13 protein-coding genes are annotated in these 14,684 nt (G+C 74.0%); 6 read left to right on the top strand and 7 right to left on the bottom strand.

Annotated features, from left to right (window positions below):
- Window positions 1-64 precede the first annotated feature (64 nt).
- A complete protein-coding gene (locus tag NZH93_RS12710; protein WP_259623232.1) occupies window positions 65-1,228 on the top strand; it encodes an AbfB domain-containing protein in 1,164 nt (387 codons plus the stop codon).
- Between the two features lie 87 nt (window positions 1,229-1,315).
- Window positions 1,316-5,053 (top strand): DUF4132 domain-containing protein, encoded by a 3,738-nt coding sequence (locus NZH93_RS12705; RefSeq protein ID WP_259623231.1) that lies wholly within the window; start codon window positions 1,316-1,318, stop codon window positions 5,051-5,053.
- 75 nt (window positions 5,054-5,128) lie between these two features.
- Here the strand turns inward: NZH93_RS12705 and NZH93_RS12700 are convergent, their stop codons facing one another.
- A complete protein-coding gene (locus tag NZH93_RS12700) occupies window positions 5,129-6,370 on the bottom strand; it encodes an erythromycin esterase family protein (RefSeq protein ID WP_259623230.1) in 1,242 nt (413 codons plus the stop codon).
- Between the two features lie 117 nt (window positions 6,371-6,487).
- Between NZH93_RS12700 and NZH93_RS12695 the strand changes: the two genes are divergently transcribed.
- From NZH93_RS12695 to NZH93_RS12685, 3 genes are read left to right on the top strand one after another with little or no spacing between them, the layout of a single operon-like run.
- Entirely contained in the window at window positions 6,488-7,183 is a 696-nt protein-coding gene (locus NZH93_RS12695; RefSeq protein ID WP_259623229.1) for a MerR family transcriptional regulator, read from the top strand.
- A gap of 8 nt (window positions 7,184-7,191) precedes the next feature.
- The gene (locus NZH93_RS12690) at window positions 7,192-8,310 is read left to right on the top strand and encodes a hypothetical protein (protein WP_259623228.1); all 1,119 of its coding nucleotides are present in this window, start codon (window positions 7,192-7,194) and stop codon (window positions 8,308-8,310) included.
- Entirely contained in the window at window positions 8,307-8,657 is a 351-nt protein-coding gene (locus NZH93_RS12685) for a hypothetical protein (protein ID WP_259623227.1), read from the top strand. Before NZH93_RS12690 ends, NZH93_RS12685 begins: the two co-directional genes overlap by 4 nt.
- A gap of 160 nt (window positions 8,658-8,817) precedes the next feature.
- On the opposite strand, the gene NZH93_RS12680 is transcribed toward NZH93_RS12685, so the two are convergent.
- From NZH93_RS12680 to NZH93_RS12670, 3 genes are all read right to left on the bottom strand, one after another.
- Complete coding sequence (locus NZH93_RS12680) at window positions 8,818-9,687, bottom strand: alpha/beta fold hydrolase (protein WP_259623226.1); 870 nt, start codon at window positions 9,685-9,687, stop codon at window positions 8,818-8,820.
- A gap of 69 nt (window positions 9,688-9,756) precedes the next feature.
- Entirely contained in the window at window positions 9,757-10,131 is a 375-nt protein-coding gene (locus tag NZH93_RS12675; RefSeq protein ID WP_259623225.1) for a VOC family protein, read from the bottom strand.
- A gap of 32 nt (window positions 10,132-10,163) precedes the next feature.
- On the bottom strand, window positions 10,164-11,033 hold the full coding sequence (locus NZH93_RS12670) for a LysR family transcriptional regulator (protein ID WP_259623224.1): 870 nt from the start codon (window positions 11,031-11,033) through the stop codon (window positions 10,164-10,166).
- Window positions 11,034-11,103: 70 nt separating this feature from the next.
- Between NZH93_RS12670 and NZH93_RS12665 the strand changes: the two genes are divergently transcribed.
- On the top strand, window positions 11,104-11,847 hold the full coding sequence (locus NZH93_RS12665) for an SDR family oxidoreductase (protein WP_259623223.1): 744 nt from the start codon (window positions 11,104-11,106) through the stop codon (window positions 11,845-11,847).
- A gap of 10 nt (window positions 11,848-11,857) precedes the next feature.
- Here NZH93_RS12665 and NZH93_RS12660 read toward each other — a convergent pair whose 3' ends face one another.
- From NZH93_RS12660 to NZH93_RS12650, 3 genes are read right to left on the bottom strand one after another with little or no spacing between them, the layout of a single operon-like run.
- Window positions 11,858-12,685 (bottom strand): Gfo/Idh/MocA family oxidoreductase, encoded by an 828-nt coding sequence (locus NZH93_RS12660; protein WP_259623222.1) that lies wholly within the window; start codon window positions 12,683-12,685, stop codon window positions 11,858-11,860.
- The gene (locus NZH93_RS12655; protein WP_259623221.1) at window positions 12,670-13,677 is read right to left on the bottom strand and encodes a Gfo/Idh/MocA family protein; all 1,008 of its coding nucleotides are present in this window, start codon (window positions 13,675-13,677) and stop codon (window positions 12,670-12,672) included. The genes NZH93_RS12660 and NZH93_RS12655 overlap by 16 nt, the downstream gene beginning before the upstream one ends.
- Window positions 13,674-14,657 (bottom strand): Gfo/Idh/MocA family protein, encoded by a 984-nt coding sequence (locus tag NZH93_RS12650; RefSeq protein ID WP_259623220.1) that lies wholly within the window; start codon window positions 14,655-14,657, stop codon window positions 13,674-13,676. The genes NZH93_RS12655 and NZH93_RS12650 overlap by 4 nt, the downstream gene beginning before the upstream one ends.
- Window positions 14,658-14,684 lie beyond the last annotated feature (27 nt).

Below are 14,684 nucleotides of genomic sequence, written 5' to 3'. Positions count from 1 at the left end.
CCCCCCCCCCCCCCCCCCCCCGCCCGTCCCCCTCGCGGTCTCACCCGAACAACGGGAGTTCGACATGTGGCGACGGTGCGCGCTGGTCCTGACCACCCTGTGTCTCACGGCGCTCGGCCTCACGGGCGTGGCGACGGCGGCGGAGAGCAACGGAGGCGTGCGGATCCTGCCGCTCGGCGCCTCGATCACCGACGGCTTCAACGTCCCCGGCGGCTACCGGATCGCCCTGTGGCGCACCCTGGCCAACGCGGGCCACCTGGTCGACTTCGTCGGCTCGCAGTCCAACGGCCCGGCCGACCTGCCCGACCACGACCACGAGGGCCACCCCGGCTGGCGCATCGACCAGATCGACGCCAACGTCGACGCCTGGGTGCGCGGCACCGCGCCGCGGACCGTGCTGATCCACGTCGGCACCAACGACGTCGTGCAGAACCACGACCTGCCCGGCGCGCCCGCCCGACTCGGCGCGCTGGTCGACCACATCCGCGCCGCGGCGCCGAACGCCGACGTGTTCGTGTCCTCCCTCATCCCGCTGGGCGACCCCGCGCTCAACGCCAAGGCCAACACCCTCAACGCCGCCATCCCCGGCGTGGTCCAGGGCAAGGGCGCCCGCGTGCACTTCGTCGACATGAACTCCGCCCTCACCGCGGCGGACCTCGCCGACGGCGTCCACCCCACCCGCGCGGGCTACGACAAGATGGCCGCCCGCTGGGCCACCGCGCTCGCCGCCGTCCCCGGTTCCGCGGGCGACGACGGCGCTCCCGTCACCCTGCCGTCCGGTGCCCGGTCGCTGCGGGTCACCACGCCGGGCTTCACCGACCGGTACGTCCGCCACCAGAACTCGTTGGGGCGCACCGAACACGTGGACGCGGGCAGTTCCGCCCTGCTCAAGTCCGACGCCACCTGGCGGGTCGTTCCCGGCCTGGCGGGCGGCTGCCACAGCCTCGAGTCCCGCAACTTCCCCGGCTACTACCTCCGCCACCAGAACTCCCGCGTGAGGATCAGCGCCGACGACGGCACGGCGCTCACGCGCGCCGACGCGACCTGGTGCGGCCGGTCCGCGCCGACCGGGGTGCGGCTGAGTTCGTGGAACATCCCCGGCTCCTACCTCCGGCACATCAACAGCGAGCTGTGGCTGGCCACCCCCGGCGGCTCCAACGCGTGGGACACGGCGGCCAACCTGGTGCCGGACATCGCCTGGTCCTTCGACGCGCCCTGGTCGCCCTGACGGCCCTCCCGCCCGGCTGGGATCAGGAATTGTCGGTGCTCCGGGATACGGTGCGCTCGACAACGATCCACAGTGGTGGGAGGGGCCGTGCGGCGGCTGGAGTACATCGGGGGAAGCTCCGAGAAGTTCTGGGAGGCGTCCTGTGAGGACGCTGCCGTGACGGTGCGGTGGGGGCGGCTCGGCACGGCCGGGCAGACCAAGCGCAAGGAGTTCGCCTCCGCCGCCGCGGCACGGTCCTTCCTGGACGCCCAGGCGGCGGCCAAGCTCCGCAAGGGATACAGCGAGGTCGGCGAGGCGGCGGCCGTCAAGAGCCCGGCCGCTCCGGCGGCGGAGGGTCCGCCCGAGGACGAGGGGCCTGCTGCTCTGGCGGCGGAGGGCCCGCCCGAGGTCGAAGGCCCGGCCACTCCGGCGGTGGATGGTCCGCCCGAGCATGAGGGCCCGGTGGTGGACGGGGGTCGGTCCGAGGGTGGGACCACGGCCGTGAGTTCGTCCGAGGCTGAGAGCCCGGCTGCGGCCGTGAGTTCGTCCGAGGGCGTGAGCCCGGCCGTGGACCCGGCCGACGAGGACGTGTTCACGCCCGGTACGCAGGTGCGGTCGGCGTACCCGCGGCGGGACCAGGGGCGGGTGAAGCGCAAGGCGGACCCGGCCGCCGTCGGTACCACCGCCGCGCTCGTCGAACGGCACTCGCCGCGGTTCACCCCGCTGATCGACGGCGGCGACCAGGAGATGCGCGAGGCTGTGGCGCGCTACCTCGCCGGTGCCGCCGATCCGCTGGGCGCGGCGGCGGCGGTGGTCGCCCTCGCCGCCGTGCTCGACTACCGGGAACGCCGTGGGCTCGGGCTGGTGGCCTCCGACTGGGTCCAGCAGCACGGTGTCGCGTTCGCCGCCGCCGCGACCGTGTTGGCGGCCGACGTCGTGGCCGAGGCGAAGTCGAAGGTGCTGCGGCGAGCGCAGCCCCGTGATTTCCTGCGGTGGGGTTCGGCGGTCGAGGAGATGCGCGGCGAGGTCCGGCGGGCACTCGCCGCGGCTGCCGACGACGAGTACGCCGCCGCGGTCGCGGAGGTCGTCGCGCTGGACATCGGTCACATCGGCACGTGCGTGGCGGCGTTCCTGCTGCCGACCGAGACGGCGCTGGTGGACCGGGCGGTGGCCGAGGCCGAGAACGCCGTGGACGCGGTCACCAGAGCCTGCCTGCTGGCGGCGCTGAGCACGCCGGAGCAGCTCGCGGCCGTCTCCGAGGGCTCCGTGCGCCGCGTCGCCGAGCGGGACGGCCGGGTCGTGCCGACGCTGCTGCGCGCGCTCGGGCCGAGCGCGGCGGCGGCGTTCGCCGACTGGCTGGAGGACGCCGACGCCGACCTGACCAGGCGGCTGCTGGCCGGGCTGGTCGAGATGCCCACGGACGACGCGTTCACCAGGCTGCTGGTCCGGGTCGAGGCGCCGCAGGTCCGGCCCGCGCTCCAGGAGGCGATGCGCCGGTACCCGCGGCGCGCGGCACGGCTGCTGGCCGCTGCCGCCGTGGCGGACCAGCCGTGGTCGCCCGCCGCGGCAGACCTGCTGCGCAGCCACCTCGTCGCGGTCCCCGCGCTGCTGGACGGGTTGGCGCCCGCCGAGCGGGAGGTCGCGTCGACGCTGCTCGCCGGGGTCGAACGGCTGCCCGACGCGTCCGCCGAGTCGCTGCCGGAGGTCCTGCGCGTGCCACCGTGGACGCGCCCGAAGCCCGCGCCGCCGGTCGTGGTGCCGGGTCTGCCGATCCCGGTCGCCGCGCGGATCGCCTGGCTGCCGGACGAGGAACGGGCCGCAGCCGCCGAGCGCGACGCGAACCTGCTCTACCACCGCCGCACGACCGACTGGGCCGCGGAGGTGGCGCGGCGCGGCATCGTCGCGTACCCGACGTTCCTGCACGCGCCGCTGGAGCTGGTCGAGCCGCTGATCGCGGCGTACCGGCCGACCAGCACCTGGCGGGTGGAGTCGTGGGGCGCGGCGCTGCTGGAGCGCTTCGGGCTCGCCGCGCTCCCCGCCCTGCTGAACCTGGGCACCGCGGCCGACGCGCTGCGCGTGCTCCGGCCGGTGCTGGACGAGCGGGTCGCCCGCACGATGGTGGCCGCGCTGGACAAGAAGTCCGTGCGTTCGCAGGCGGTGGCCTGGCTGACCCGGCACGGAGCGGACGCCTTGCCGTTCCTGTTGCCCACCGCGCTCGGCGCGCTGGGCCGGGAGCGGACCGCGGCCGAGGGCGCGGTCCGCCTGGTCGCGGCGGAGATCGGGGAGGCCGCGGTGGTCGCCGCCGCGTCGGCGCTGGGCGCCGAGGCCGTCAGAGCGGTGAGCGTCGTCCTCGCGACAGACCCGCTGTCGCTGCTGCCGAAGAAGCTCCCGGTACCGGGAGGGTGGGTGGCCGTGGCGACGCTGCCGCAGATCCGCCTGCGCGACGAACGGGTCGCGCTGCCGACCGGAGCCGTCGGCGACCTGCTGACGATGCTGGCGCTGTCCCGGCCGGGCGAGCCCTACGGCGGTGTCGCCCCGGTCGTCGAGGCCTGCGACCCGGCGTCGGTCGCGGAGTTCGGCTGGGCGCTGTTCGAGCAGTGGCGCGCGGCCGGGATGCCGTCCAAGGACGGCTGGGCGCTCACCGCGCTGGGCGTGCTCGGCGACGACGGCACGGTGCGCGCGCTCGCCCCGGTGATCCGTGCCTGGCCGGGGGAGGGCGGTCACGTGCGGGCCGTCACCGGGCTGGACGTGCTGGCCGACATCGGCACGGACGTCGCGCTCATGCACCTCGACGGCATCGCGCGGAAGGTGAAGTTCGCCGGGCTCCGCGAGAAGGCGAGGGAGAAGATCGAGCACGTCGCCGCCAAGCTGGGGCTGTCGCCGGAGCGGCTGGCCGACCGCCTCGTGCCGGACCTCGGCCTGTCGCGGGCCGGGTCCGCGGTGCTCGACTACGGCCCGCGCCGGTTCGTGGTGGGCTTCGACGAGCGGTTGAGGCCGTTCGTGTCCGATGAGGACGGCACGCCGCGCAAGTCGCTGCCGAAGCCGGGGGCGAAGGACGACGAGGGCCTGGCGACGGCCGCCTACCAGCGTTTCACCGATCTGAAGAAGGACGTGCGGACGCTCGCCGCCGACCAGATCACCAGGCTGGAGCGGGCGATGGTGAGCGGCAGGACGTGGACCGGCGAGGAGTTCACCGAGTTTCTCGCGGGCCACCCGCTGCTGGTGCACCTGGTGCGACGGCTGGTGTGGGTGACGCAGAGCGAGTCTGGCGCGGTCACCGGGTCGTTCCGGGTCGCCGAGGACAGCTCGCTGTCCACAGTGGACGACGACGTCTTCGTGCTCCCGGAGGACGCGGTGGTCGCCGTGGCGCACCCGCTGCGGCTGGGGGAGTCGGTCGAGGCGTGGTCGGGCGTTTTCGCGGACTACGAGATCCTGCAACCGTTCCCGCAGCTCGGCCGCCCGGTGCACGCGCTGACCGAGGCCGAGCGGGCCGGGACGAGGTTGTCCAGGTTCGAGGGTGTCGTGCTGCCCACCACCCGCGTGCTGCTGCTGGTGCGGCTGGGCTGGGAGCGCGGCGCGCCGATGGACGGCGGCGTCGAGCCGGGCCTGTACAAGCGGTTGCCCGGTGGGCAGCACGCGATCGTCGAACTCGACCCCGGCCTCGTCGTCGGCGACCTGGACGCCCTCGGCGACCAGACGCTGCGCCGCGTGTTCGTCGACCGCGACACCGTGGGCCACCGCTGGCACAACACCCCCGCCGACACGACCCTCGGCGCGCTCGACGCCGTGTCCGCCAGCGAACTGCTGGCCGACCTGGCCGAGCTGACGGAGGTGGCGGGCTCGTGAACGCGCCGACGGTCCGCGCCTCGGCCGGGCACTCCCGGCCCGGCCGAGGCGGCGCGGTGGGCCCGCGCTACCGGCTCACCACACCGAGGTCCGGTCGGAGGTGGTCGAGTCGGCCGTGATGGTGTGCAGGAACAGGATCTCGTCGACCTGGTCGAGCAGGGTCTCGTCGATGGGGAAGTAGTTGTAGCTCGGGCTGACGCGGGGCACGCAGCGCTGCTGGAGCGGACGGAGGGCTTGGGCGGACAGGAGGTGGTGGCCCGGCGGCAGGTCGCGGTGGAGAGCGCCTTCGACGGTGTTCACCGGAGGGTCCGCGAGGTCGCGGTGGGCGGCTTCGCCGAGCGCGCAGGCGATGACGTGGTAGTCGTCGCCCAGGCGGTCGGCGAGGAGCGCGCCCGCGGGCTGCCAGCGCAGTGTCGCCGGGCCGAACGCCATCCGGGCGGCGCCCGCTCGCACGTGCAGGTTGTGGCCGAACACGAGGGTGGGGCCGCGGTCGGCGATGGCCTGGACGTTGTCGGCCATCAGCGCGTCGCGGAGGGCGGACAGGTGCTGCCAGCGGTGTTCGGTGTCCCGTGCCATGACCGAGTGGTAGGCGAGCAGGCCCGCGGCGGTGCGGCCCGCGAGGAGGGCGTTGTCCAGGTCGTCGGCGCTGATCTCGTGGCGCAGCCGGGGGATCTCGCCGGTCAGGGCCCAGCGCAGGTCGTCGGTGAGGGCGCGCAGCGCGTGGACCCGTGGGTCCGCGCCGATCGAGCGGGTGGCGTCCATCGCCGCGGCCGGGTCGATCCAGGGGTCCTCGGGTCCGAGCAGCCGGTCGATCCCCTCCCACGGCGGGAGGTCGAGTTCGTCGTGGGCGTGCGTGCGCAGGAAGTCGTGCAGTTCCTGGAGCGCCGCGCGCGGACTGGGCGCCGCGGCCATCTCGACGGGCGCGTCGAAGCCCGCGAACCGCAGGTGCTCGCCCGGCGGGCGGTGCCGGTTCTGCTCGCGCATCCACCGGACCAGCGCGCGGTTGCCCGCGAACGTGCCGAACTCGTGGGTGAGGCCCGTGGCCAGGACGTCGTCCTCGTCGCCGTCGCCTCCCCGGACGTAGGCGTCGACGACGCGGCCGTGCCAGACGCTGCTCTCCAGGGCGATCGTGGTGAAACCCGCCTGGTCGACGAGCGCGGCGAAGAGGGCGTTCCGGACGAGCAGGAACTCGTCCTCGCCGTGCATCGGCTCGCCGAGGCCGAGCACCCGCGGCAGGCGCGGCCGGGCGGCGACGGCGTCACCGAGCGCGCGGTGGTCGGTGGCGCTGATCAGGGGAGCGGGGGTGCCGCTGGTCATGCTCGGTCCTTCCGGTCGGACGATCTGACCAGCTCAACCGTATCCTTGAACACTCCATTGAAACTTCGGAGCGACCATCCGCAGGTGAGTGGGGCAGAACCTTCAACCGGGGGAGTCATGCGGCCGATCGATCTCGCGCGAGGGCACGGGCTGTCGACCCAGGCGGTGCGCAACTACGAGGAGGCGGGTCTGCTGCCGCCCGCCGAGCGGACCGGCTCGGGGTACCGGCGGTACGCCGAGCGCCACGCGCTCGCACTGGCCGCGTTCCTGGCCCTCGTCCCCGCTCACGGCCACCCCACGGCGAGCGCGATCATGGTCGCGGTCAACGGCGACCGGCTGGACGACGCGCTGGACCTGATCGACCGGAGCCACGTCGGGCTCGTCTCGGCGCGCGGTGTCGTCGACGCGGTCGAGACCGCCCTGAACGACATCACCGTCCAACCGTGGGACGGCCCACCGATCCCGATCAGCACCCTCGCCCACCGAACGGGCTCGCGCCCCGCCACCCTGCGCCGCTGGGAGCAGGAGGGGCTGCTCAGGCCGGGACGCGACCACCAGGGCCACCGCGCGTACACCGCGGGCGACGTGCGCGACGCCCACCTCGTCAGCCAACTCCGCCGGGCAAGCCACCGCCTGCCCGACATCAGGCTGCTGCTCGACGAACTCCGCGACACCCACGACCCCACCAGGGTCGCCCACGCCCTGGCCGACCGCCGCCGAGCCCTCAACACCAGAGCACGAGCGATGCTCACCGCGGCCGCCGCCCTCGACCGCTACCTCGACGGTCCGGAGCGGACGGGCCACATGGCGTAGTCACGTTCGTGCTCCGACACCTCGTGCGGGCCGCCGAGGGGTGGTGGGGTGGTGTGGTGGTGGAGACCTTCTGGATGTTCGACGAAGGCGTGGCCGCGCTGACCGCCCAGGTCGACCGGGCGCGGGTGGACGCGGAGAAGGCCAAGGCGCACGTCGAGCGGTACTGCAAGCTGACGCTCGTCGGCGAAGGCGTCCTGCTGGACACGTTCGGGGCCCACGAGCGGGCCGTGGGGTTGGTGCTGAGCACCCTGGGCGACCTCGTCGAGCGGACGAAGTACGTGGTCGACGGGATCGGGGCCAGCGTCGAGGACTACCGGACGATCGACGACGAGAGCAGCCGGGTGTTCGGCGACCTGGCGTCGGTACTGGGCCGGGGGTCGGATCCGCCGAGCTTCCTGCGCCACGGGTTGACGTTCGCGGGCAGGCAGTTCTCGGACGTGGCGGAGCCGACGGACGTGCTGCGCGACCCGAACATCGGGCAGCGGCAACCGCTGTGGGACTTCGACCCGTACTCCGTGGACTGGTTCAACCCCTCCGCGTGGGTGCGCGACGTCATCAACGAGATGGCGGGCAGGGACCCGTTCGAGGAAGCGGTGCGGTGGCTGTCCGGCGACTGGACGGCGTTCGAGCGGGTGCTGTTCACGTGGGTGGAGATCGAGCAGTTCAGCGAACGCCTGGGCAAGAACCTGGCGCGCGCGGCGCTGGAGCTGCCGGAGGTGTGGAAGGGCCGCGAGGCGGGCGCCGCCCAGTGGTACCTGCACGCGCTGGCCAACGCGACGACGGACTTCGGGCAGTTCTGCGGGACGCTGGTTGGGCACTACCGCAACGCGGTGGAGGCGGCGAAGAGCTTCAACGAGCTCGCGTCGGGCATTCTGTCCGACCTGGTCATCAACGCCGCCCTCGGGGCCGCGGCGACAGTGGTGTTGCGCGGGGCACCGCACCCCCTGGTGCGCGTTGCCGCAGGCGCGGCGCTGGCCGTCATCGGCTCCAGGGTCGGCAAGCTGGTGAAGCGCCTGCTCGACGGCGTGGACAAGTTCCAGAAGGTGGCCGAGCTGTTCAACACCAGCGTCAACACCTACCAGTTCACCAGGATGAAGGCGCTGGTCGTGCAGGAGTCGCTGCGGTGAGCGGACCGGTGGAGGACAGGCTCGGCCAGGCGGTGCTGCGGTCGTTGGCGCGGCGGCCACCGTCGGACGTGATGGGCGAGATGGCGCGGGAGGTGCTGTCCGGCCGGATGACCCTGCACGACGCCACCCGCAGCCTCGCCTACTCGGAGGCGTTCGCGGTGGCGGCGCGCGACGTGGTGCCGACGCTGGCAGGCCTGTCCGCGGAGGAGCGGCGCGCGGCGGAGGACCTGGGCGACCGCGCCGCCGACCTCCTCGACCCACCGGACCAGCCGCCCCAGAAACCGAGGCGGGCACCGGTGGAGGACGACTGGGACGAGTCGCACACCTCGCCGTGGGACGACCGGTAAGGCCGGGGAACCCGACGCGGCACCGGTTCCGCCGACACGCTCCGGCCCTGGGGCTGGAGCGTGTCGCGACCGAGGGACACCGACCACGTCCACCCCGGCGCTTTCCGGCGGCGAGACCGACACTCAGCCCCGAGCCCCGAGCGCGCGGCCTGACCTCCGGTCAGCGGTCGTCGAGCACCGCGCGGAGCTTGTGCGAGAAGGCTTCCGGTTGGCCGGCGTAGCCGAACTCGCCGCCGAGGAAACCGCCGTGGTGGCTCGGGAACACCGTCGCTCGCCTGCCGAGCAGCTCGGCGGTCGCCGTGGCCGTGCGGCCGGTGAACACGTCGAGGGTTTCCTCGCCGATGGCGATCACCACGCGCGTCGGCGCCGCGGTGAGCGCCTCGACGTCGGGGCGGTGGTCGCTCACGGCCCAGGACCGGTCGGACAGCAGCGGGTCGTCGCGGGTGCCGTCGTCGTCGGTGGGCAGGCCGAACTGTGTAGGGTCGGCGGGCGGCTGCGCGAAGTAGGCGTCGGTGAACTCGCCGCGCCACGACGTCATCGCGATGAAGGCGGCCATGCCGGCGCCGAAGCCCTTGGCCTCGTAGGCGTCCCGGACGGCCGCGCGGGCGCGTTCGGCCGCCGCGGCGTCGGGCAGCACCGGGATGAGCGGCGGCTCGTGCGCGACGAGGGTGACGACGTCCTGGGGGTGGGCCGCCACGAGCGCGAGCGCCGTGACCGCGCCGCCGCTGCTCGCGAACAGGTCGACCGGCCCGGCGTCGAGCGCCTCCACCACGGCGTGCACGTCACCGGCCTGCACGGCGGGGGAGTGGTCGCTCCGCCCGTCCTTGCGCGTGCTGCGGTCCAGGCCGCGCGGGTCGTAGGTGACCACGGTGCGGTCGGGGAAGAACGAGGCGAGGCTCTCGAAGCCGCTGGCGGCCATGGGCTGGCCGATCATCAGCAGCGGCGGGCGGCCGTCGGCGGTGGGCAGCGGCCCGCGGACGTCGTAGGTGATGTCGGCACCACCGGTGTCGAGCACGTGCGTCTTGGTCATGGCTGTCGATGCACCTCCCGTGTCGGGGAACTCGGGGAACCCTACGACGAACGCCCCGACCCGGCCGGGTCAGCCCGCGGGCTGGATCAGGTCGAACCTGTTGCCGCACAGGTCTTCGAACACCGCGACCGTGCCGTACGGCTCTTGCCGCGGCTCCTCAAGGAACCTCACCCCGGCCGCGGTCATCCGTTCGTGGTCGCCCGCGAAGTCGTCGGTGTGCAGGAAGAACGCCACGTGCCGTCCGACCGGACCGCGGTCGTCGGCACCCGCGCGGGCCAGCAGCAGACCCGTTCCCGGCGCATCGGAGGGCCGCACGACCACCCACCGGCCGCCGTCGGGCTGCGCCACGTCCTCCGCGAGGTCGAAGCCCAGCGCGTCGACGTAGAACGCGATGGCCGCGTCCACGTCGTCGACCAGCACCGTCGCGAGTCCGATCCGCCGCACACCCGTCTCCTCCCGTGGACGCTGACGGGACACTAGCGCCCGGCGTTCTCGACCGCCCGACCGCCGTGCGCGACCTCCGTGCACGCCCGGACGAACGCGGCCACCGCTCGCGACCGGGTCCTCTCGGGCCACGCCACCAGGATCGAACTGCTCGGCGCGTCGAGCACCGGCACGCACACGACGTCCGCCCGCGCGTTGCGCCGCATCGTCTCCGGCAGCACGGCGACCACCTGGCTGAGCGCGATCAACTGCATGAGCTGCGAGGCGTCGCGCACCAGCGGACCGCTCGCCCCGGCCACGTCCACGCCGGGCCAGCGGGGGAGCTGCTCACCGTCCAGGTCGGACAGCACCAGCGCGGCCCGGTCGGCCAGGCGGTGGCCGCGGGGGAGCACGGCGACCTGGTCCTCGGTGAGCAGCGGTTCGACGTCGAAGCCGCTGACGTCGTCCCACGGGCCGTGCAGGAACGCCAGGTCCGCGCGCCCGTCGCGGAGCATCGCGGACTGCTCGCCGATCCCGCACACCACCACCTCGACCTCGACGGCGTCCGGGTCCAGTCGGTACGCGGGCAGGATCCGCCCCAGCAGACCCGCGTCGCCCTCGGGTTTCATCACCACCAGCAGCCGTGGCGACTCCCGGCCCGAGCGCTGGGCCCGCCGGACCGCGGCGGCGACCGCGTCGAGCGCCTTGCGGCTCTCCGCCAGGAAGACGGCGCCCGCGGGCGTCAGGCTCACCGCCCGGCTCGTGCGCTCCAGCAGCGCCACGCCCATCCGCCGCTCCAGCCGTTGGATGGCGCGCGACAGCGGGGGCTGGGCCATGCCGAGCCGCTCGGCCGCGCGACCGAAGTGCAGCTCTTCGGCGACGGCCACGAAGTAGGCCAGCTCCCGCGTCTCAGGTGCGTCCATACCGCCAGGGTATCGATCGGGGCCACATCGGTGTTGGCCCGCACGAGTCGCGCCGTGATGCCGTTGAGCCATGAACGACACCACGATCACCCTGGTCACCGGCGCGAACAAGGGCATCGGCCGTGAGATCGCCACCCAGCTCGCCGCACTCGGGCACACCGTCGTGATCGGCGCCCGCAGCGCCGAACTCGGCGAGAAGGCCGCGGCGGAACTGCGCGCGACGGGCGCCGACGTCACCTCCGTCGTGCTCGACGTGACCGACCCCGCCTCCGCCGCGGCGGCCGCCACCGAGGTCGAGGCCCGGCACGGCCGGATCGACGCCCTGGTCAACAACGCGGGCGTCGCCGCGCCTCCCGGCAGCGACCTGGACGGCCAGCGCCCGTCCGTCGCGGACGTCGACGTCCTCCGTCGGGTCTTCGACACCAACTTCTTCGGCGTCGTCACCGTCACCAACGCCCTGCTCCCGCTGCTGCGCCGCTCGGCCGCCCCGCGCATCGTCAACGTCTCCAGCGTCACCGGGTCGCTGACCACCATGTCCGACCAGGATTCCCCCGCGGCCCACCTCGTGTCCGCGGGCTACGTCCCGTCCAAGACCGCGCTCACGGCCCTGACCGTCCAGTACGCCAAGGACCTGCGCCCAGACGGCATCCTGGTCAACGCGGTCTGCCCCGGCTACTGCGCCACCGACCTGAACGACCACGCCGGTTACCGCACCGCCGCGCAGGGCGCCGTGGCCGCGGTCCGGATGGCGACCATCGCCGCCGACGGGCCGACCGGCACCTTCACCAGCGACGAGGGAACCTTGCCCTGGTAGGGGCGCAGGCTCAGTCGACGGCCTCCGCGATGGCGTGGAGCAGCCGGACGGGGCGGAGCAGGTCGTCGTACTCGACCGGCGGCCTGCCGGTCTCCACCATGGCGAGGAACAGTTCCAGCCCCGGCACGAAGTAGTGGCGGTCGAGGGTGAGAGCGCGCTCGGTCGTGCGGCCGTCCGCGCGCACCGAGCCCCGGAACGGGGGGTCCACGCCGTCACGGGGGAACGCCAGCTCGATCCGGACGGTGGCGTCGCCGACGGCCGCGCGGGCGATGACGCCGTCGGTCAGCCGGGTCACCTCGACCTCGCCGACGGCGCCCCGCGCGAGCCGCAGGGCGACGTCGACCGGGTGGATGCCGTAGAAGAACACGCCGCCGTGCGGACTGGCCGGATCCGCGGGACCGGACGCCGTGACGAGGTCCGGTCCCGCCACGGCCGCCAGCGCGTCGGTGTCGGGCAGCCAGCGCAGGGCCGAGTACGAGGTGAGGGCGGCGTTGTTCGCCCGTGCCGCGGCGACCAGCGCCTCGGCGTCGGACACCGTGCACGCCAGGGGTTTGTCGACGAACACGGGCAGGCCCGCTTCGAGGAACGGCAGCGCGTGCGCGCGGTGCAGTCCGCCGTGCCGGTCGGCGACGACGACGGCGTCGACGAGGTCGAGCAGGTCGCCGGGCTCGTCGACGATCCGCTCCAGGTCCCCCTTGGCGCGCAGCGCCTCGTTGCGTTCGCTCGGGCCGCCGCTCACCGCGACGACCCGCGCCCCGTCGTGGCCCCGCTCGGTGTTGAGGTGGTCGATGACGTGGTCGACGTGGCTGTTCTCCGTGCCGACTATGCCGATGCGCACTGGTTGTCTCCGTCCAGGGCGACGGGCGCCCCTGTTCGAGCCGATTCGTAGGCGGCGAGCACCACCGCGAGGGCGCGCCGGCCGTCGGCGGTGCCGACCAGCGGTGGCCTGCCGTCGCGGACGGCGTCGAGGAAGTCGGCGTATTGGGCCCGGTGCGCGTCCTCGACGCTCGACCCGCACAGGTCGGGAGCCTCGTCGCCGTCCGCGGTGTGGAAGTGCGCGAGGTCGTCGCCCAGGACGACGGCGCCGCCGCGGTCGCCGTGCACCGCGATCCGCACGGGCAGACCGGGGAACGCCGCCGTGGTCGCGGTGATCGTGCCGATGGCGCCGCTCGCGAACGTGACGACCGCGGCCACCGTGTCCTCGACGTCGATCCGGTCGTGGGCCAGGCGACCGCTCCTGGCCACCACCTCGACCGGCTCGCCCATCAGCCACAGCAGCAGGTCCACCGCGTGCACGCCCTGGTTCATCAGCGCGCCGCCGCCGTCGAGCGCCCTGGTGCCGCGCCACCCGCCGGAGTCGTAGTACGACTGGGGACGCCAGAAGGTCGACTCCGCGGTGCCCGAGGTGATCCGCCCGAACCGGCCGTCGACGACCGCGCGGCGCACGAACGCGGGCGCCCGCTGGAACCGCCGCTGGCTGATCACCGCGACCGTGCGACCGCTGTCCTGTTCCGCGGTGGCGATCCGGTCGGCCGCGGCGAGGGTGATGTCGATCGGCTTCTCCACGACCACGTGCTTGCCCGCCGCCAGCGCGAGCACCGCCGCGTCCGCGTGCGCGCCGCTGGGCAGGCACACGCTCACCGCGTCGACGTCGGCCAGCGCGTCCGCGAGCGACGTGAACGGCGTGCCGCCGAACTCGGCCGTGAGCGACCGTGCCCGCTCCGCGTCGACGTCGACCACCGCGGCCAGTTCGGCGCGACCGGCCAGCGAGGTGATCAGCCGCGCGTGCACCTCGCCGATCACGCCCGCGCCCACCAGCGCGAACCTCATCGCGGACCTCCCGTCCAGCGGTGGACCACGCCGCCGTTGTCCGCGCTGTCCTGAGCCAGCAGGGCGATCCGGGTCGCGGTGACGCTCTCGGCGGTGCCGACCCGCGGCACGCGCCCGGTCGCGAACGCAACCAGCGCGTCGGCCGCGGGCCGCCCGCCCTCCGGCAGCGGCACCGTCCACAGCGGACGGTCGTTGGTCGTCGCCGTCAGCTCACCGCGCGCCCACAGCAGTTCCGCGGTGCCCTCGGTGCCGGTGAGGCGCATGCGGTAGTCGCCGTGCCAGGGTGAGGCGGCGGGGGTGAGCCAGCTCGTCTCGATGGTCGCCGCCACGTCGCCCGCGCGCAGCAACACCGCCCCGTGCAAGGGGAATTCGGCGTTCCGGTCGCCGATCGCGGTGACGGTGCCCTCGGTCGCGCCGGACAGCGCCAGCACCAGGTCGACGTCGTGCACCGCGAGGTCGCCGATGACGCCGCCGTAGGTCTCGCGCCGCAGGAACCACGCCGGCCGGGTCGCCCGGTTCAGCCTGTGCGGGCTCGACGCGGCGACCAGGACCAGCGAGCCGAGTTCGCCGGAGTCGAGCAGCGCGCGAGCGGCCAGCGTCTCCGGGTAGAACCGCTTCTCCAGCATCAACGACACGACGCGGCCGGTCTCCGCGGCCGTCTCCTCGATCAGGTCCAGGTCGGAGAGGGTGGTGCACAGCGGTTTGTCCGCCAGCACGTGCGCGCCCGACCGCAGGGCGTCGACGACGACCTCGGCCCGGTCGGCGTAGACACCCGCGACCACGACGACGTCGGGGCGCCGTTCAGCGAGGAGCGCGCGGTGGTCGGTGTGGGAAGCGGCGACGAGCGTCGGGTCCGGGTCGCTCACGCCCACCAGCAGGACGTCGTCGCGGTGGGCCAGTTCGTCGAGTGCGTAGGACACGTGCGGATGTGCTGCCCCGGCGATGGCGAGCCGGAGCGGGGAATCGTGCATGGGGGTCATTGAAATGCTCCTCCGGGGAGCTGGTCA

The sequence above is a fragment of the Umezawaea endophytica genome, from assembly GCF_025061645.1.
In the GTDB taxonomy this organism is placed as follows: Bacteria; Actinomycetota; Actinomycetes; order Mycobacteriales; family Pseudonocardiaceae; genus Umezawaea; species Umezawaea endophytica.
Note: the sequence above shows the minus strand (reverse complement) of the source record. Positions and strands in the feature narration are given on the sequence as shown.